Origin of the sequence: uncultured Acetobacteroides sp. (assembly GCF_963667355.2) — a bacterium.
Lineage (GTDB): Bacteria > Bacteroidota > Bacteroidia > Bacteroidales > ZOR0009 > Acetobacteroides.
In genome coordinates this window covers 2,896,414-2,915,307 of sequence record NZ_OY763328.2, presented here as the reverse complement: position 1 = coordinate 2,915,307, position 18,894 = coordinate 2,896,414, and the positions used below count along the sequence as shown (strand labels likewise).

The window sequence follows — 18,894 nt, the reverse complement described above, 5'->3', positions numbered from 1 at the left end:
ATCCGAATAAAGATGGCTAAAGGAAACTACAGCAAGAAACCCCAAACCACCAACGTGGCAACCGTTGGGCTGGAGATGGGCAAGGTACCGCCCCAGGCGCTCGACCTCGAAGAGGCCGTGCTGGGCGCCATGATGCTCGAGAAAGATGCCATCATGAGCGTGATGGACGTGATCAAGCCCGAGGCGTTCTACAAGGAGGCCAACCAGAAGATCTTCCTGGCCATCTCGCGCCTGTCCACCCGCATGGAGCCCGTCGACATCTACACCGTATCGCAGGAGCTCAAGCGCACCGAGGAGCTCGACGAGGTGGGCGGCCCCTACTACCTGACCCAGCTGACGCTGAAGGTGGGGTCGGCGGCGCACGTAGAGTTCCACGCCAAGATCATCGCCCAGAAGTTTATTCAGCGCGAGCTGATCCGCATATCCAGCGACATCCAGCGCAACTCGTTCGACGAGACCATCGACGTGGAGGAGCTGCTGGACACCGCGCAGATGGAGATCTTCAACCTGGCAGAGGGCAACGTGAAGAAGGAGGCCCTGAAGATGGATTCCATCGTCAAGAACGCCATCGCCCAGATCGAGGAGGCCTCCAAGCGCACCGACGGCCTCAGCGGCGTGCCCACGGGCTTTGTGGCGCTCGACCGCCTCACCTCGGGCTGGCAGCCATCCGACCTTATCATCGTGGCCGCCCGCCCGGCGATGGGTAAAACGGCCTTCACCCTGTCGATGGCCCGCAACATGTCGGTCGACCACAAGAAGCCGGTGGCCTTCTTCTCGCTCGAAATGGGCGCCACCCAGCTGGCCATGCGTCTGATCATCGGCGAAACCGGCATCGAGTCGGACAAGGTAAAAAACGGCAAACTGGAACCCCACGAGTGGGCCCAGCTCGAAATGCGCATCAAGGACCTCACCGAGGCCCCGCTCTTCATCGACGACACCCCGGCCCTCTCCATCTTCGAGTTCCGCAGTAAGGTGCGCCGCCTCAAAACCCAGCACGACATCTCCATCGTTATCATCGACTACCTGCAGCTGATGGTCGGCCCGCCCGAAACGCGCGGCAACCGCGAACAGGAGGTATCGGTGATCTCGCGCTCGCTCAAGGCCATCGCCAAGGAGCTCAACATCCCCGTCATCGCGCTATCGCAGCTCAACCGTTCGGTGGAAACCCGCGGCGGCAACAAGCGCCCGCAGCTCTCCGACCTTCGTGAGTCGGGAGCCATCGAGCAGGATGCCGACATCGTGTCGTTCATCCACCGCCCCGAGTACTACGGAAACACCGAGGATGAGGACGGCAACTCGCTGATCGGCATCGCCGAGATCATCGTAGCCAAGCACCGTAACGGCTCGGTGGACGACGTGCGCCTGCGCTTCCAGAAGGAGGGCGCCAAGTTCCTCGACCTCGAGGATGGCGACATCAGCGCCTACGCCAACCTGCTGCCGCAGGGCGGCGCAGCGGGCGGCGGCATGGACAGCAGCGCGCAGGCCTTCACCGTAGGCTCGAAGATGAACAACGACTTCCCCGGCGGCGGCGAGTTCGACCTCGGCACCAAGGGCGGCTTCAGCACCGACGTGCCCTTCTAGGAGGCCTCGCGGCCCATTCCTGTTGACAAAGTTCCACAGGTTGATGACCTCCCCCAGCCGAACAGCACGCCTTTCAGCTAAGGGAGTCGTCGATCTATGCCGCTACAGCCGCTTCACCTACAGCGCGAAGAATTCTTTTGCGCCATAAAAGTTGTGCAATGCCTGCTGTTGGCCTTATTTTTGAAAAGCAATTTACCGTACAAAATAAAATAGAGATGAAAAAGCTTCTACTTATCGTAAGCGCAATGGCGCTACTATCAGGAATCGCTCAAGCGCAAAACCCAATTCCGAAGGGCACCACGCAGATTAACGCCGGATTCGGGCTCGCCTCATACACCGTCCCCGTTTACTTCGGGATGGACTTCGGCATCGGTCACGACCTGTCGATTGGCTTCGAGACCGCGTTTCAGGATCGTAACGATCACTATACAGCGTGGAGCTTTGCCGGCAACTGCAACTACCACTTCAACCGAATTCTGAACATCCCCAAGAACTTCGACTTCTACGCAGGTGGTAGCATCAACGCCATTGCCTACCACTACGACTACGACTACGTAGATAGAGAAACCGGCCTATTCCCTGGCATCCAGGTAGGCGGCCGCTACTACTTCACCCCCAACTTCGGGCTAAACTTCGAGCTTCGCGGTGGGGATATCCTCTCGGGAGGTAAATTTGGAGTATCATTTAGATTCTAACATACCATACCAGCGTGTTAAGGGCGGGGGTGCGCAGGCATTCTCGCCCTTTTTATTATCGTTCCCTGGCAATAAAAGCGCAGAACGCCCCGTTAACCCATAGCGTCGCGCTGCATTTTTGCTTACTTTTCGGGGCCGAAAGAGCGCGAGAGGCTCCTTTGCATATTCGTAAACCCTAATTCTATACCGATGAAAAAATGGCTTTTAGCGATTGCCCTGGTAGGGCTAATCGGGAGCAGCACATTTGGCCAACAGCAATTCCAAAAAAAGAACTTTGTGCCCGCCAAAGGCGATACGCTCCGATACCAGGTGCTATACCCCGCAAGCTACAGCGCCGAGAAGAAATTTCCTCTGGTAATCTTCCTGCATGGCATGGGCGAGCGCGCCAACGACAACATGCTACAGATGAAGCATGGATCGAGGATGTTTACCAACCCGGTAAACATGGAGAAGTACCCCGCCATCGTGCTCTTCCCCCAATGCCCCACCACCAGCAGCTGGATTAAGACCTTCCCCCAACGCAACGACAACGGCGATATGGACTGGTCTACGATAGCCAACGATAGCATTGCGCAGCCGCTGCAGGCCGTTAAGGAACTCATCGATTCCTACGTTGCCAACGAAAAGGTAGATACCAAGCGCATCTACATCATGGGCCTTTCGATGGGCGGCATGGGCACCTTCGACATGGTAGCCCGCTACCCCGATCTGTTTGCGGCAGCAATTCCTATTTGCGGCGGCATCTACCCTCCTCGCCTAAAGGAGGCGGCCAAAACGGTGAAGTTCCGCATCTACCAAGGCGATGCCGACCAGGTTGTTTCGTGCAACGGTTCGCGCCAAGCCTACCTCGCGCTAAAGGAGTATGGCGCAACGGCTAGCTACGTAGAGTTTCCCGGAGTAGAGCACAACGCCTGGAATCCGGCCTTCAACCAGCCCGACTTCTTCGAGTGGCTCTTTAAGCAGAAGAGGAAGAAGTAGGAAAGAGACACAAGATGCAAGACACAAGACTTTAGACGTTAGATTTTAGACAATATGAAGGGGGCTGCATCTTAGCTGATGCAGCCCCCTTGCTTAATTGGGCTTATGACAGAAGGATGTTCGATGTGCCGACTTCCCCCTCTTTTCGGCATCGGCAACGCTCGGTTGATGGGGCTTTGCCGCGCCTACTCCACTTACACACGAATACGACACACCGAACACCCTATTCTAAATCTAGGTAAAGATTATCTGCGTACCCTGTCCGCCGCACAGCTCGTAGAACTGTCCCACGGTGAGCACGTCTTTTACCTCGTCGCTCAAGTCGCTCTTCTTAAGCTTAAACATGTCCATGGCCAACTTGCAGGCGTAGATTTCGCCGCCTCCGGCAGTAATCATCTCCAAAAACTCGGGAACTGTTGGGATGTCCAGTTTCTCCATCTCGGCCCTCATCATTTTCGAAACGCCAGCCTCAACACCGGGTAAAGCGCCCAGCAGCGTTGGGAAGGGCAATCCGCCAGGCATGCGCATGGCCGGATTACCAACGGCTGCCGTATGGAGGCTACCCATCTGCTTTTTGGTAATAGCATCGAGACCAAAGAAGGTAAAGAATACCCTGGTTTCGATGCCCTCCATTACGGCTCCGTTGGCCATTACTAGGGTAGCATATACATCTTCGAGACTCCCTTTGGCGCATATAATGCACACCTTTTTCAGGGGATATTCTTCGTTGCTCATAGCATTCGTTTTTTGAGGGTTAAACGCAGCTTAGCGGTTTCTTAACACCGGCGATCTTGGTTGCCAGCTTTAGCGGTGCACCCGGGAAGAGCTCGTAGAAGCCCTTGATATCTACAATACCCGACTTGCCAATGCTACGAATGGTAAGCGCCTCGCCCTTGGCAACCCGCTCGCGGAGGAAATCGAGCACCTGGTAGTGCCTATCGGTAAGCTCGAGGTTGTTCTCCTTTGCAATTGCTGCAGCCACCTCCTTGGTCCACTGGTTAGCATTTTCGAGGTAGCCTTCGTCGTTTACATCTACCATTACACCTGCATACTCTTTCTGTGCCATGTCTTTATTTTGTTTTTGTTTTTACTACGTTATTCTTAAACCATCTTCTTCCCGGCTAGGCTGAACTTGCTCGATATGGGTAGTTTCCTATTCTTCAGCAGAAACTCCCAGTATATAAGCTTAAACGCCAGCTTGCCCCAATGGTTTAATCGGGTTACGCCCAAAAGCTTCATTGGCCCTATGCCAGGAACGGGATACATGCCGGGTAGGGGTTCGTTGGTGTAGTCGAAGTCGATAAGCGTACCCTTGCCGTGCCCCGTTTCGATGAAGCAGTTAGCATGCCCATCGAACTGATGCGAAGGCGCCCTGCCGCTGGCGTACTCCACGATGTTCTCGGCCAGCACATCGGCGGCAAAGTGGGCAACCGAGCCCGCCTTGGATGTGGGCAGATTGGCGGCATCGCCAATGGCAAACACGTTGGACTTATGCACCGACTGCATCGTTCCCTTATCCACCTGCACGTAGCTCATATCGTCAACCAAACCCGATGAGGCTAGAAACTCCTCGCCCAAGTTAACGGGAACAACAACTAAGCCGTCGAACTCCACCTCGCGCCCATCGTACGAGCGGATGACGTTCTTCTTCTCGTCTACCCCCTCCACGTAGAAGTCGGTAACCACGTTGATGTTCTTCTCGGCAAGCACCGAGCTCAGCATTTTGGTGGCAACGGGCTTGGTAAATGCGCCCGACATCGGCGTGGTGTAGATGAGTTCCACCCTATCGCGAATGCCCTTCTTGGTGAAAAAGGCATCAGCCAAAAAGACGAACTCCAGCGGAGCAATGGGGCACTTGTAGGGTAGCTCGGTGATGGTCATCACCAGCTTGCCGCCCCTGAAATCTTTCAGGTAGTCGTGCAGCGCAACAGCCCCCTCGAAGGTGTAGAAGTCGAAGATGTTCCTGTACCAGCGATCGCCAACCAGGCCGGGCGTTTCGGAGGGCGTTGGCACCGTACCCGTAGCCACAATCAGGATATCGTAGCGGATGGTCTCGCCACCGGCAAGGTTCACCGCATTCTCCTCGGCGTTGATGCTAAGGATATCGGCAACCGTAAACTTCACATTCTTGGGGATAAACGCATCCTTCTTCTTCACCACATCCGCTGGCGAGTAGATCCCAAAGGGGATAAACAGGAACCCGGGCTGGTAGTAGTGGATGTTGTTTCGGTCCAGCACCTCAATCTCCCACTCCCTACGGTCGAGCAGCTTTGCCAGCTTGTTGGCCATTATGGTGCCGGCCGTTCCCGCACCAAGTATGAGCACTTTTTTCATCCTTTTCTATTTTGTTTTTTCGGATGGAACATCTAAAGTCTTGCAGCTTCGAAATTTTACTTAATTTCGTTCGGGTTGATCGCCCTCTGCAAGTGCAATATTACGACGGGGATTAACGCATAATCAATCGGATGGCATGATAAAGATCAGCACCTGATATTTATCACATTTGTAAAACGAGTAAACCATGGGCAATAACGGCATGCTGTGCTCCTGCAAGGAATGTATCGTCCGAAACCTCATCTTCGAGCACGTTTCGGTGGATGAGCTAACGGACTACTGCTCCACCAAAACCGAGCGAAACTTCAAGAAGGGGGAGGCCATCATTCGCGAGGGTGAGGCGATCACCTCGTTCCTGTACATCCAGAAGGGGCTGGTGAAGCTGCACCGCCATACGGCCGACTCGGCCTACGACCAGATCATCTCCATCGCCCTACCGTTCGACCTCATCAGCATCCTCTCCGTTTTCTCCGACACCCGCTACAACCTCTCCATCACCGCCATCGAGGACACGGTGGTGTGCGAGTTCGACCTGAATAGGATTAAGGACTTGGTGAGAACTAACGGCGCATTTGCGCTCGACCTGCTGGCGCGCATCAGCCGCACCACCGACAACATCCTCCGCCGCAACAACGACATCAACAGCAAGAACCTGCGCGGCCGCATCGCCTACATCCTGCTCTTCTTCGCCAACGACATCTACCGAAACCGCCGCTTCGAGCTGCCCATCTCGCGCAAGGAGATTGCCGAGCTCATCGGGATGACCACCGAGAACGTCATCCGCATCCTCTCCGAGTTTCGGAAGGAGCACATCATTCGGATAAACGGGAAGGAAATTGAGCTTGAGGATGCCGATAAGCTGAAGCTGATCTGCCTGCACGGGTAGAGCCACGCCGCTGCTGCACACAGCCGCACCCCTCAACCGCCCGAGCAGGCATGGGAAGGTTTCGAACGTGCAGATAGAAAATCCGAGCGTGCAGCAAGAGATTCAGAGCATGTAGATGGAAAGTTAGAGCATGTAGCTGGACATTCAGAACGTGTAGCTGGAAAGTTAGAGCATGCGGCTAGACATTCAGAGCATGCGGCTGGACAATCAGAGCGTGCGGCTAGACATTCAGAGCGTGTGGCTAGACATTCAGAGCATGTGGCTGGACAATTAGAACGTGCGGCTGGACATTCAGAGCGTGTAGTTGGACAATTAGAGCGTGTGGCTAGACATTCAGAGCATGTGGCTAGACATTCAGAGCGTGCGGCCAAAGATATCTAACCTGCGGCTAGCCCTCCCCCGACGCCCTACAGCACCCGCTTGAGCTCAATCAGGTCGCGAATCTGGTAGGTAGGGGTAAACGCCCCCTCCTCCCCCTGTGGGCTGTAGAACACCTGATCGATCCCCGCGTTGCGGGCCCCCACGATATCCACCTCAAAGTCGTCGCCCACCATCAGCGCCTTGCCAGGGCGGCACCCCGCCTCGCGGAGCGCCTGCTCGAAGATGCGCACGTCGGGCTTCTGATGCCCCACATTCTCGGAGGTCAGCATCAGGTCGAAGTACTGCTCCAGGCCGCACGCCTTAAGCTTAACCCACTGCACCTCGTTAAAGCCGTTGGTGATAATCAGCATGCGGTAGCCGCGCCTGCGGAGGTACTCCATTACCTCCATGGCGTTGGGCATCAGCGACGTTTTGGTGGGACTGTCGGCAATGTAGCGCCTGTCGAGCGTTTGGGCGAGCTGCTCGTCCTTCACCCTTACCGATTTCAGCGTAAGCGAAAAGCGCAGCGTGCGCAGCGTCTCCTTGGCCACCCTGCCGTGGCGGTACTCGGCCCAGAGGCGCTCGTTGTGCTTCAGGTAGGTTGAATGAAACTCGTCGAAGGTTTTAAAGTGGCGGAAGAGTTCGAACTCCTGGTAGAGGTCGCTCAGCGTAACGCGCGCGTTGCCCTCAAAGTCCCACAACGTACGGTCGAGGTCGAAGAAAATATGGGTGTAGGGCTTCCCGCCTAGCTGCCTAATGATGGGTTTCAGATTCATGGGAGGTAAAATTAGCGGTTTTAGCCCGTAGCCCCCCGCCGTTATGCGACTTTAAGGTAAAATAAGAATGCCCCCAACCGGCGGAAAAGCCAGCAGCATGGGCTCGTGCACGAAAGGATGCGTAACGCCTACAAAGCTTTATATTGATCAAGCCTTGCTTTAGATGCTACATTTCCCACGATTATTACTACTTTTGCGATCAACTAAAACAGTAGGAATTGGAGTTTAAAGACTTAAACCTTTGTAGCGGAGTCCTCGAAGGCCTAGAGGCCATGAACATCGCTACCCCAACACCTGTTCAAGAGAAGGCAATCCCGGTGATCCTCGAAGGGAAAGATCTCATCGCCTGCGCTCAAACCGGAACAGGTAAAACCGCCGCCTTCGTACTTCCCATCATCGACAAGCTCGCCAGCCGCGAGAACCACAACAAAGCAACCACCCTTATTCTAGTGCCCACCCGCGAGCTGGCCATTCAGATCGACCAGCAGATAATGGGCTTCAGCTACTTTACCCCTGCCACCTCGGTAGCGGTATACGGTGGAAACGACTCGATGCTGTGGGAAACGCAGAAGACCGCGCTCATCAACGGAGCCGACATCATCATCGCAACGCCAGGCCGACTGATCACCCACCTCAACTTTGACTACTTTAAGCTATCCCACATCGAGCACTTCATCCTCGACGAGGCCGACCGCATGCTCGACATGGGATTTGTTGAAGATATTACCGCCATTGCGGCCAAGCTGCCCGCCAAACGGCAAACCGTGATGTTCTCGGCCACCATGCCCGACAAGATCCGAAAGCTGGCCCGAAAGATCCTGCACGATCCGGTTGAAATCAACCTGGCAACCTCGAAGCCTGCCGAGAACGTGCTTCAGGCCGTTTGCATGGCCGAGGATTCCGAAAAGGTGCGCATTCTGGTTAACCTGCTAAAGGATAAGCCCAACATCAAGAGCGTGGTCATCTTCTCCTCCACCAAAACCAAGGTAAAGGAGATTGAAAAGACGCTTAGGGCAGCCAAGCTAAACACCGCCGCCATCCACTCCGACCTCGACCAGAAGGAGCGCGAGGAGGTAATGCGCCGCTTCCGCTCGCGCGACATCCAGCTGCTGGTGGCCACCGACATCATCTCGCGCGGCATCGACGTGGAGAATATTGACATGGTGGTAAACTTCGACGTGCCGCACGACCCCGAAGATTACGTGCACCGCATAGGCCGTACCGCCCGCGCTCAGGCCGAAGGCGTGGCCATCACCTTTGTAAACAAGAAGGACAAGCGCCTGCTCGACAACATCGAGAAGTTTTTAGGGTGTAAGATCTATCAGTATCGTCATTAATAACTAACAACTCTAGCCCCCCATGTTGGAAAAAATTTTCAAGCTGAAGGAACAGAACACAAACGTGAGAACCGAGATCATTGCTGGCATCACCACGTTTGTAACGATGGCCTACATCCTAATTGTTAACCCCAACATCCTTTCCGGAACTGGAATGGACAGGAATGCCATCTTCTTTGCTACAGCGGTGGCTGCCGGTGTGGTGTCTATTGCCATGGGATTTGTTGCCAACTTCCCCATTGCCCTAGCGCCAGGAATGGGATTGAACGCATTCTTTGCGGCTATTGCCGTGCAGGGTGCCGGAATGCCTTGGCAGGCTGCCCTTGGTGCCGTATTCATCTCCGGCATCATCTTCATCATACTAACCGTTACCAAGATTCGCCAATTGCTGGTTGTGGCCGTGCCCAACTCGCTTAAGGTGGCCATCACCGTAGGTATCGGCTTATTCATTACCATTATTGGAGTTAAGATGTCTGGTATCATGGTGGCTAAAACGCTATCGCCCAACATTGTCCCATTCAAGAATATGGAATCGTCCCAATGGATTATCGGATTGGGCGACTTCAACAACCCCGCAATGGCTCTTTCGCTAATTGGCCTGCTCATTTCGGTAATGCTGATGGCCCTTCGCGTTAAAGGTTCGCTGCTGATTGGCATCGTTACCACCACCCTTATCGGCATCCCCATGGGGGTTACGGTTATTCCAGAAAACTTTGTGCCATTTGCCCTACCCGATTTCCACCACCTAGCAGTGGGTGCGCTCGACGTTAAGGCTGCACTTAACATGGGTATCTGGACCGTTGTGTTCACCTTTACCTTCGTTGAGCTTTTCGACACTTTCGGAACGCTTGTAGGAACCGCCCGCAAGGCCAACCTTGTTGATAAGGATGGAAACTCTCCAAAAATCGGCAAGGCCATGCTTGTTGATGCATTCGGCGTATCGTTTGGAGCCCTAATGGGAACCTCTACCATTACATCGTACGTAGAGAGCGCCGCAGGTATCAGTGAAGGTGGCCGCACCGGCCTTACCGCCGTTACAACTGGGGTGCTATTCCTCCTTGCCCTAGTGATTGCGCCAATTGCGCTGCTTATACCTGGAGCAGCAACGGCACCAGCGCTTATCATCGTTGGTTTGCTAATGGTATCGAGCATCAAGGAAATCGACTTCAGCGACTTCACCGAAGGTTTCCCTGCATTCATCACCTTTGTGCTGATGCCCTTTACCTACAACATTGCCAACGGCATTGCTGGCGGTATCGTATTCTACACCGCCCTTAAGGTGCTAACCGGAAAGTGGAAGCAGGTACACTGGATGATGTACATCCTCTTCGTACTCGTAATCGTTCGCTACGTCTTCCTAGCCGAACACTAGACAGTAGCATCATAACATAAAAGAAAACCCTCGCCAAAAGCGGGGGTTTATTCGTTATATGAAACATCCAAGTGTTTTTACAGCTTCAGCGCATCCTTTAGCGCCTTGTAGCCCGAGTTGCTGGCCTTAACCTGGTCGCCGCTCTTCAGCTTTACGATGTAACTCTCCTTCTCGAAGAGTTCAATACGGCTAATCTCATTGATGTTGATGATAGAGGAGCGATGAATCCGGATAAACGTATCGGGATCGAGATGCTGCTCGAAATACTTCATGGTTTTTTCCTTAAGGAACTTGCCCGTCTTGGTATGGATCATCACGTAGTCGCCCTCCGACTCCAGGAAGACGATGTCGCTAGCGGCAATAACCTCGATCTTCGAGCCCGACTTAACGGCGATGCGCTGCAGTATTTCCGTCTTTTCCTCGGCCAATGCGATAACTTCGGTATAGTTCTGCTCGGTTTGGGTGGAGATACGGTCCATCACCTTGTGCACCGCATCGGCGAAGCGCTCGCGCGAGAAAGGCTTTAGCAGGTAGTCGACCGCATTCTCGTCGAACGCCTTTATGGCGTAGCTGTCGTAGGCGGTGGTAAAAATCACCTGGGGCTTATGCTCAATGATTTCCAGCAGCTCGAAGCCCGAGAGTTTTGGCATCTGCACATCGAGGAATATTAGGTCGGGCTTATGCTCGTTGATGCTCTTGGCAGCAGCAAAGCCGTCAGAGCACTCGCCTATCACCTGAATCTCCGAAAAATCTTTCAGGAACTTCTGAACCAGCATCCGGGCTGGTTCCTCATCGTCAATAATTAAGGTACGAATCATGCAACACTTTTTTTGGCTGATGGTATGATGAGGGTAACCTCAAAAACCTGATTCTCGTTCTTTATATGGAGCAGCGTTTCGTTCTGGTAGATGAGCTTCAGCCGCTCGGCAATGTTACGAAGCCCAATGCCGGCCCCCTTCCCCATGGGTGCTCCCTCTTGGTAGTTATTTCTTATGGATACGATCAGAACGTCATCCTCCATATAGGCCTTAGTCTCCACCATAATGGGCTCCGTGCTCTCGTACACCCCATGCTTAATGGCATTCTCAAACAGCGGCTGAAGAATCATCGCGGGCATGGCTGCATCAGCAGCCTCGTCCTCCACGGCGAAGCTATACTGCAGCTTAGCGCCAAAGCGGATCTTCTCGATATCGAGGTACCGATGGATGTTCTCGATTTCCTTACTCAACGCAACGAATGGTGTTTTCTCCTGCGATACGGTGTAGCGCAGGTAGTCGGAGAGCTTCACCACCATCTCCTGCGCCCTATCGGCATCAACCATAGTTAGCGAGCTGATGGAGTTAAGGCTGTTGAACAGGAAGTGCGGGTTAATCTGCGCCCGAAGCATGCTTATCTCCACCTCCTTGAGCGAGCGCTGCAGGAGCAGCTCCTTTTCGTGCTTCTCTCGAAGGTTTTGAGAGTAGATGTACAGGTAGTAGGATAGTACCACAATCGTGTAGCCCAAAAATCCGTGAAAAATCACCAGAGGAACCAGCTGTTCAACGGGCATGGTTGCGGTATGGCAGCTGGGCGCAAACAGCGCAATCAGGCTGTAGCTGATGTAGTGCCATACCATAATGGTAATGGCAGCCGTACCTAGATGGTGAAAGAGAAACAGAATCTCCCCCCGCTGAATGGAGCAGCTATTTACACTATACCATAGCGGGATGGACATAATGGCAAAAACAAGGCAGGGAATACCATTTTCTATGAGAATATCTCCTAGCGAAGAGGTCCCATAAAAGTAGCTTAGCGACACATTCATGATAAGAATAAACGGCCACACCGCTATATAGCCAATAGCAAGAACCCTGCTTTTTACAAGAGGATGGTCAAACATCGGTACTGCTAGATACTTTTAATTTCACCGCCACCAAACACGCACACTCCTTTTACGATAAGGCGCTTTCGAGGCTCAACCACCGAGGTGCGAACAAAGCTGCGCTTATCGCCAAATCCTCCAAGGATAGATACCACCTCAACCTGCACCTCCCAGTCGGAAGGCACGAACAGGGTCATGCCGCCAAAAACGCAAACCGTTTCAATGATGGCCACGTTATTATCGAGTTGGGCCTGGGTTAGGTCTATCTCCGCTCCCCCAAAGATGTTGGTAAACTTTCCGCCTCTAAACCCTGCGGTATAGCGGCGCTTCGAGGCCCCAAAGAGGTTAAAGTCATCAACGATTCCATCGGTTTCTACCGTAGTCGTTCGCGAAAATGGTCCCATGCAGCAACCGTCTTCATTTTTTTTTTCATCGCCATACGAGCGCCTGACGCTGTGCTTTAGGATAAGCAGAACACCTCCACCAATAAGCAGGATTGGCCAGAACATCCCAATAAAGTTAAAGGGCAAGTCGATGATGCGGGGAACTAGGAAGAAGGCACCTACCATAATCAGGACCAATCCCGACACGTAGCTCTCGCGGCTAAATATGTTTACAAAACCAATTACGATCAGCAGCATCTGCCAGGTAAATACCCAATGGGTTACCTCGGGGCTAATCAAGTTCATCTTTTCTAGCATCAAGATGAAACCGGCAGCTATAAGAACAAGCCCAAATGCAATTTTCTTCATGGCTTTAGATTGTGAACAACAATTATGGTGTCTCATATATAAGGGCAGTTAAATGTAACAATGTTTTTGATGCTACAAATTTAAAATTAGAATAAGGTTCCCTCAACAGCTAATCGACTAATAGCACCTTGATTAAGATAAATTGCCCTTTTTAGCAGACAAGACGACTTTAATTTTCCATGAATTTATCCTACATCAGCCAGATTTCGTCAAATTTTGACAAACTTTGCCCCTCAAAATTAATCTCGATAAACTACTTGTCACATGAAAAGAATACTTATAGCCGCCTTGATGCTAGCGTCGTCGCTGGCCTACGCCCAGAAGGCGCCCAAAAACATCATCCTGATGATTGGCGATGGAATGGGGTACAACAGCGTTGCCCTTCGCATGCTCGAAGCCAAGGGAACGTCCAACTTCGAGCGCTTTAACAGCATTGGCTCCGTCAAAACCTACTCGGCCGGTGGCCGAATTACCGACTCGGGAGCTGGTGGAACCGCATACGCCATTGGCGAAAAGACCTATAACGGCGCCATTGGCGTTGACACCAACAAGCAATCCAAGCCCAACCTTATGGAGATTGCCCAAAAGAACAAGCTGGCAACGGGCATCGTTGTAACCTGCGCGCTTACCCATGCGACCCCTGCATCATTCTCCGCCCATCAGGTAAAGCGCGACATGTACGAGGCAATTGCTGGCGACATCATCAACTCGAATGTAGACCTGCTTGTGGGCGGCGGAATGAAGTACTTCGCCAAGCGCAAAGATGGCCGCAACCTAATTGACGAAGCCAAAACCAAGGGCTACTCCATCTACACCGATACCACGTCGTACTTTAGCTCCGACGCCAAAAAGGCAATGGTAGTAGTGGCCGACGACCACCTCAAGCCTGCCAACAAGGAGCGCGGCAACTACCTTGCCCCCGCAACCCTAAAAACGGTTGAGCTGCTCAAAAAGGAGAACAAGAATGGCTTTGTGATGATGGTGGAAGGATCGCAAATCGACTGGGCCGAGCACAACAACGACGCTGAATACCTGAAAACCGAGCTAGCCGACTTCGACAAAACCATTGGTGCCGTACTCGACTTCGCCCAAAAGGATGGCAACACCCTTGTAATCGTCCTTGCCGACCACGATACCGGCGGCGTAACCCTACCCCCAGCAGAGGTTAACAGCCTTAGCGAGGAGTACGGCAACTACGCTATTAAATTCTCGACCGGAGCCCACTGCGGCACCCTAATCCCCGTATTCGCCTACGGCCCAGGTGCCGAAAAATTCCAGGGCATCTACCAGAATAGCGACGTTTTCCACAAGATTATGCAGTTGAAGAAGTGGGGGAAATAACTTCTTCTTTCACCTCTAAAATTGCAATCGCATATCCCAAGAAGGCCTCTCTGACGAAAGGCCTTCTCTTTTTTCCGGCTTACGCTCTGAATTCCTACCTACGTCAAGCACCCCTTCTTTTCCTTCTGATTACCAATAAATACTAATTTATTCAATAAGCAAGGCTATTTGAGGGAAAGTTGTAAATTTGCACCCAATTTTAGAAGGATTCAACACTATGTCAGAGAACTCATTTTTAAGCAAATTGGAGTTTTTCAAGATTAAGTTCGAGGAGGTTGGCCAGCAGATCACCGACCCGGACGTAATCGCCGATATGAAGAAGTACGTGGCCCTGAACAAGGAGTACCGCGAGCTAGAACCCATTGTAGCAGCTTACGAACGATATAAAATTGTTGTTAGCAACCTTGCCTTTTCGAAGGATGTTCTTACCAACGAGAAGGACGAGGAGATGCGCGACATGGCCAAAATGGAAATCGATGAGCTAGAAGCCGAAAAGGTGGAGCTTGAGGAAAACATCAAGTTCATGCTTATCCCTGCCGACCCTCAGGACGAGAAGAACGCCATCCTCGAAATCCGTGGCGGTACCGGCGGCGACGAGGCGGCCATCTTTGCTGGCGACCTCTACCGCATGTACTCGAAGTACTTCGAGAAGAAGGGCTGGCGCACCGAGGTTACCAGCTACTCCGAAGGTACCGCAGGTGGCTACAAGGAAATCGTGATAAAGGTATCGGGCGATAAGGTATACGGAACGCTGAAGTACGAATCGGGCGTGCACCGCGTACAACGCGTGCCCCAAACCGAGACTCAAGGCCGTGTACACACATCGGCGGCAACCGTGGCCGTGCTACCCGAAGCCGACGAGTTCGACGTGCAGATCAGCATGAACGACATCCGCAAGGATACCTACTGCTCGTCGGGACCTGGAGGCCAGTCGGTGAACACCACCTACTCGGCCGTACGCCTTACCCACGTCCCTACCGGGATTGTGGTGCAGTGCCAGGACGAGAAGTCGCAGATCAAGAACTTCGACAAGGCGCTCAACGAGTTGCGTACCCGTATCTACAACATGGAGTACCAAAAGCACATGGACGAGATCTCGAAGCAGCGTAAGACGATGGTATCAACCGGCGACCGCTCGGCCAAGATCCGTACCTACAACTACCCACAGGGCCGCATCACCGACCACCGCATCAACTACACCGTGTACAACCTGCCGGTGTTCATGGATGGCGACATTCAGGACCTGATCGACAAGCTTCAGTTTGCCGAAAACTCGGAACGTTTGAAGGAAACAGAATTGAACTAAACTCTATAGAGCGGGCTTATTGTCCGCTCTTTCTATATCAAATACCATAACCAGCATGAACGCACAGCAGCTATTCGAACAGATCCAGGCCAAGCGCAGCTTCCTCTGCGTGGGGCTCGACAGCGATATCACCAAGATCCCCCAGCATCTCCTTTCCGCCGAAGACCCCATCTTCGAGTTCAACAAGGCCATTGTTGATGCTACCGCCGAGTACGCCGTAAGCTACAAGCCCAACCTGGCCTTCTACGAGTCGCTGGGCGTTGTCGGCTGGATCAGCCTGCAGAAAACCGTTAGGTACATCCGCGAGCGCTACCCCGCGCAGTTCATCATTGCCGACGCCAAGCGCGGCGACATCGGCAACACCTCCGAGATGTACGCCAAGGCGTTCTTCGAGGGCTTCGACTTCGACGCGGTTACCCTTGCTCCCTACATGGGCAGCGACACCGTCACCCCCTTCCTGAAGTACGAGGGCCGGTGGAGCATCATCCTGGCGCTAACCTCCAACAAGTCGGCCGCCGACTTCCAGCTGCTGGAGGATGCCGCCAACGGCAAGAAGATTTACGAGGATGTGATTACCACCTCGGCGCAGTGGGGCACCGCCGACAACACCATGTACGTGGTGGGCGCCACCAAGGCCGAGATGCTGGGCGACGTTCGCCAGCTTATCCCCAACCACTTCCTGCTGGTACCGGGCGTAGGCGCTCAGGGCGGAAGCCTTAGCGAGGTAGCAAAACATGGGATGAACAGCCAGTGCGGCCTGCTGGTTAACAGCTCGCGCGCCATCATCTACGCCGATACTACCGAGAACTTTGCCGCCGCCGCAGCCAAGGCTGCCCGCGAGGTGCGCGACGAGATGGACATCCTGCTTAAGGAAAAAGGTCTGTAGAAGGGTAGACGTTAGATTTTAGACTATACTTCGTAAACCATAAAGCATCCCTGACAAGGTTTTGAACCCTGTCAGGGATTTCCTCCTCAAAATCGTCTCCTCAACCCTACTCCCCCAATGAACCTCCTCCGCGAAAAGCGCACCATAGCCGTAATGATTGGCCTATACTGCCGCCACCACCACGGCAAGAACAAAACTTTTCGTACAGACGGGTTTCAAACCCGTCTCTTCAGCCACCACCACGGCAAGGGCGAAACGCTGTGCGCCAGCTGCGCCTCACTCCTCGAATACGCCACCAAGCGAATTGATAGCTGCAAGTTCGGCTCCCACAAGCCCGTCTGCGCTAGGTGCACCATCCACTGCTACAAGGCCGATATGCGCCAACAGGTACGCCAAGTGATGCGCTACGCCGGCCCACGCATGCTCTACCGCTCACCCTACCTTGCCATCTGCCACCTTATCGGTAGCTGGCGAAAGGGGTAAACTCCAAAACAGAGTTCACCCCTTCACCTTCCCGTCATACTGAATTTCGGTGAAGTCGCATTTAATTTATGCGGGATCAAGCTCCATAAATGTGGCGTACTATTGCATTTATGTGGCATCGACTTACATTTTGGTGCTTTCGACTTTAATTAATGTGGCGTTTGCTTTCATTTATGTGGCGTCAAGCTTCATTTAAGTGGAATCACATTACATTATTGTGGTGCTTACCTTCATTTAAGTGGTGTAACATTTCATTTATGTGGCGTCTGCTTCCGCTTATGTGGCTATGGGTTTCATTTTGGTGGGATCTACTTACGATTATGTGGCGCCGACTTACACATCGGTGGCATCAAACAACATCGCCACCGAAACGAATTACCTCTCAGCAGCACCTTACCGAATAGTAGCACCGCTGGAACGCAAAAAGGGTCGCCCATATTCGGACGACCCTTTGCTTTGTATGGTAAAAGAAGTTTACTTCTTCATCTCCTGGTTGTAGTGGGCGTAGAAGCGCGTGTTGGTCTCGATCCCCTTAAAGAAGCGGTTGAGCGAGAAGCTCTCGTTGGGCGAGTGAACGCGGTCGGACTCGTGCCCGTAGCCCATTAGGATGGACTTAATGCCGAGCACCTTCTCGAAAACGGCCACGATTGGGATGCTGCCGCCGCTGCGGAGCGGAATGGGCTGCTCGCCGAACACATCGACGCAGGCCTTGGAGGCGGCGCGGTAGCCCGGATGGTCGGATGGCGACACGTAGGGCGCCCCACCGTGGTGGGCCTTTACCTTTACCCTCACGCTCTTGGGCGCAACGGCCTCGAAGTGCTTCTTAAAGAGCTCCGCAATCTTTTGGTGATCCTGGTTGGGCACCAAGCGCATGGAGATCTTGGCAAACGCCTTGGAAGGGGTCACCGTCTTGGAGCCCTCGTCGGTGTAGCCGCCCCAGATGCCGTTCACGTCGAGCGAAGGGCGGATGCCGGTGCGCTCGCTGGTGCTGAAGCCTGCCTCGCCCTGCACATCGTCGATGTCAAGGTTCTTCTTGTAGGCCTCTAGGTCGAAGGGGGCACGGGCAATCATGGCGCGCTCTTCGGCCGATACCTCCATCACGTCGTCGTAGAAGCCGGGGATGGCGATATGTCCGTTGTCGTCGATGCACGAGGCAATCATCTTAGCCAGCACGTTGATGGGGTTGGCCACAGCGCCGCCAAAAATGCCCGAGTGCAGATCCTGGCTTGCGCCGGTAACCTCAACCTCCATGTAGGCCAGGCCGCGGAGGCTTTGGGTAAGGGTGGCGGTGTTCTCGCCAATCATGCTGGTGTCCGAGATCAGGATTACGTCGGCAGCCACCAGCTCCTTGTGCTGCTTGCACCACTCCTCGAGGCTGGGTGATCCGATCTCCTCCTCGCCCTCGATCATAAACTTCACGTTGGTCTGCAGCTGCCCGGTCTTAACCAGGTACTCAAACGCCTTCAGCTGGGTAAACATCTGCCCCTTGTCGTCGTCGGCGCCGCGAGCCCAAATTCGGCCGTCGCGAATTTCGGGTTCGAAGGGGTTGCTGGTCCATAGCTGGATGGGGTCAACGGGCATTACGTCGTAGTGCCCGTAAATTAGCACGGTAGGCGCGGCAGCATCGACGATCTTCTCGCCAAACACCACGGGATTACCCGCCGAAGGGATCACCTCGGCCCTATCGGCACCGGCCTTAAGGATGGCATCCCGAATATACTCGGCCGTACGAACCATATCTGGCTTATGCTCGGCCTGCGACGAGATGGATGGAATGCGAATCAGCCCAAAAAGCTCGTCGAGCATGCGCTCCTTGTTCTCCTCGATATACGTTTTGATGTTACTCATACGATCAAATTTAAATTTGCCCTAAAATAAACAATCACCGGAAATATCGGGGATTGTTTATCTGAATTATCGAAATAATGTCGATTGTGATTTTAATT

The 18,894-nt window shown here is 53.4% G+C and carries 18 protein-coding genes; 10 read left to right on the top strand and 8 right to left on the bottom strand.

Annotated elements, in window-relative coordinates:
* Window positions 1-12: 12 nt before the first annotated feature.
* From dnaB to ACHZA1_RS12010, 3 genes are all read left to right on the top strand, one after another.
* Window positions 13-1,581, top strand: coding sequence for a replicative DNA helicase (gene dnaB, locus ACHZA1_RS12020; protein WP_394701030.1), 1,569 nt, complete (start codon window positions 13-15; stop codon window positions 1,579-1,581).
* A gap of 215 nt (window positions 1,582-1,796) precedes the next feature.
* On the top strand, window positions 1,797-2,276 hold the full coding sequence (locus ACHZA1_RS12015; RefSeq protein ID WP_320052124.1) for a hypothetical protein: 480 nt from the start codon (window positions 1,797-1,799) through the stop codon (window positions 2,274-2,276).
* A 189-nt stretch (window positions 2,277-2,465) separates the two neighbouring features.
* Complete coding sequence (locus ACHZA1_RS12010) at window positions 2,466-3,254, top strand: prolyl oligopeptidase family serine peptidase (protein WP_320052123.1); 789 nt, start codon at window positions 2,466-2,468, stop codon at window positions 3,252-3,254.
* Window positions 3,255-3,488: 234 nt separating this feature from the next.
* On the opposite strand, the gene ACHZA1_RS12005 is transcribed toward ACHZA1_RS12010, so the two are convergent.
* The 3 genes from ACHZA1_RS12005 to ACHZA1_RS11995 are packed head-to-tail and all read right to left on the bottom strand — an operon-like array spanning window position 3,489 to window position 5,588.
* Window positions 3,489-3,989, bottom strand: coding sequence for a DsrE/DsrF/DrsH-like family protein (locus ACHZA1_RS12005; RefSeq protein ID WP_320052122.1), 501 nt, complete (start codon window positions 3,987-3,989; stop codon window positions 3,489-3,491).
* A 19-nt stretch (window positions 3,990-4,008) separates the two neighbouring features.
* On the bottom strand, window positions 4,009-4,320 hold the full coding sequence (locus ACHZA1_RS12000) for a TusE/DsrC/DsvC family sulfur relay protein (protein ID WP_320052121.1): 312 nt from the start codon (window positions 4,318-4,320) through the stop codon (window positions 4,009-4,011).
* A 35-nt stretch (window positions 4,321-4,355) separates the two neighbouring features.
* A complete protein-coding gene (locus ACHZA1_RS11995; RefSeq protein WP_320052120.1) occupies window positions 4,356-5,588 on the bottom strand; it encodes an FAD/NAD(P)-binding oxidoreductase in 1,233 nt (410 codons plus the stop codon).
* A 187-nt stretch (window positions 5,589-5,775) separates the two neighbouring features.
* Here ACHZA1_RS11995 and ACHZA1_RS11990 point away from each other — a divergent pair, with 187 nt between their 5' ends.
* Window positions 5,776-6,474 carry a Crp/Fnr family transcriptional regulator gene (locus ACHZA1_RS11990; protein WP_320052119.1) on the top strand — a complete coding sequence of 233 codons (699 nt, stop codon included), beginning with the start codon at window positions 5,776-5,778 and terminating at the stop codon, window positions 6,472-6,474.
* Between the two features lie 407 nt (window positions 6,475-6,881).
* Here the strand turns inward: ACHZA1_RS11990 and ACHZA1_RS11985 are convergent, their stop codons facing one another.
* On the bottom strand, window positions 6,882-7,610 hold the full coding sequence (locus ACHZA1_RS11985; RefSeq protein WP_320052118.1) for a YjjG family noncanonical pyrimidine nucleotidase: 729 nt from the start codon (window positions 7,608-7,610) through the stop codon (window positions 6,882-6,884).
* A 218-nt stretch (window positions 7,611-7,828) separates the two neighbouring features.
* Here ACHZA1_RS11985 and ACHZA1_RS11980 point away from each other — a divergent pair, with 218 nt between their 5' ends.
* Complete coding sequence (locus ACHZA1_RS11980) at window positions 7,829-8,947, top strand: DEAD/DEAH box helicase (RefSeq protein ID WP_320052117.1); 1,119 nt, start codon at window positions 7,829-7,831, stop codon at window positions 8,945-8,947.
* 22 nt (window positions 8,948-8,969) lie between these two features.
* Window positions 8,970-10,319 carry an NCS2 family permease gene (locus ACHZA1_RS11975; RefSeq protein WP_320052116.1) on the top strand — a complete coding sequence of 450 codons (1,350 nt, stop codon included), beginning with the start codon at window positions 8,970-8,972 and terminating at the stop codon, window positions 10,317-10,319.
* 77 nt (window positions 10,320-10,396) lie between these two features.
* Here ACHZA1_RS11975 and ACHZA1_RS11970 read toward each other — a convergent pair whose 3' ends face one another.
* The 3 genes from ACHZA1_RS11970 to ACHZA1_RS11960 are packed head-to-tail and all read right to left on the bottom strand — an operon-like array spanning window position 10,397 to window position 12,932.
* The gene (locus ACHZA1_RS11970; protein ID WP_320052115.1) at window positions 10,397-11,137 is read right to left on the bottom strand and encodes a LytTR family transcriptional regulator DNA-binding domain-containing protein; all 741 of its coding nucleotides are present in this window, start codon (window positions 11,135-11,137) and stop codon (window positions 10,397-10,399) included.
* Window positions 11,134-12,198, bottom strand: coding sequence for a histidine kinase (locus tag ACHZA1_RS11965; protein WP_320052114.1), 1,065 nt, complete (start codon window positions 12,196-12,198; stop codon window positions 11,134-11,136). The genes ACHZA1_RS11970 and ACHZA1_RS11965 overlap by 4 nt, the downstream gene beginning before the upstream one ends.
* A gap of 8 nt (window positions 12,199-12,206) precedes the next feature.
* Window positions 12,207-12,932, bottom strand: a complete 726-nt coding sequence (locus ACHZA1_RS11960; RefSeq protein WP_320052113.1) for a LiaI-LiaF-like domain-containing protein — start codon at window positions 12,930-12,932, stop codon at window positions 12,207-12,209.
* Between the two features lie 264 nt (window positions 12,933-13,196).
* Here ACHZA1_RS11960 and ACHZA1_RS11955 point away from each other — a divergent pair, with 264 nt between their 5' ends.
* From ACHZA1_RS11955 to ACHZA1_RS11940, 4 genes are all read left to right on the top strand, one after another.
* On the top strand, window positions 13,197-14,273 hold the full coding sequence (locus ACHZA1_RS11955; RefSeq protein WP_320052112.1) for an alkaline phosphatase: 1,077 nt from the start codon (window positions 13,197-13,199) through the stop codon (window positions 14,271-14,273).
* A 217-nt stretch (window positions 14,274-14,490) separates the two neighbouring features.
* Complete coding sequence (prfA, locus tag ACHZA1_RS11950; RefSeq protein ID WP_320052111.1) at window positions 14,491-15,579, top strand: peptide chain release factor 1; 1,089 nt, start codon at window positions 14,491-14,493, stop codon at window positions 15,577-15,579.
* Between the two features lie 55 nt (window positions 15,580-15,634).
* Window positions 15,635-16,465: an orotidine-5'-phosphate decarboxylase gene (pyrF, locus tag ACHZA1_RS11945; protein WP_320052110.1), complete on the top strand. Its 831-nt coding sequence runs from the start codon at window positions 15,635-15,637 to the stop codon at window positions 16,463-16,465.
* A 117-nt stretch (window positions 16,466-16,582) separates the two neighbouring features.
* A complete protein-coding gene (locus ACHZA1_RS11940; protein ID WP_320052109.1) occupies window positions 16,583-16,948 on the top strand; it encodes a nitrous oxide-stimulated promoter family protein in 366 nt (121 codons plus the stop codon).
* Between the two features lie 474 nt (window positions 16,949-17,422).
* Here ACHZA1_RS11940 and ACHZA1_RS11935 read toward each other — a convergent pair whose 3' ends face one another.
* Window positions 17,423-18,796 (bottom strand): dipeptidase, encoded by a 1,374-nt coding sequence (locus tag ACHZA1_RS11935; RefSeq protein WP_320052108.1) that lies wholly within the window; start codon window positions 18,794-18,796, stop codon window positions 17,423-17,425.
* Window positions 18,797-18,894: the final 98 nt, after the last annotated feature.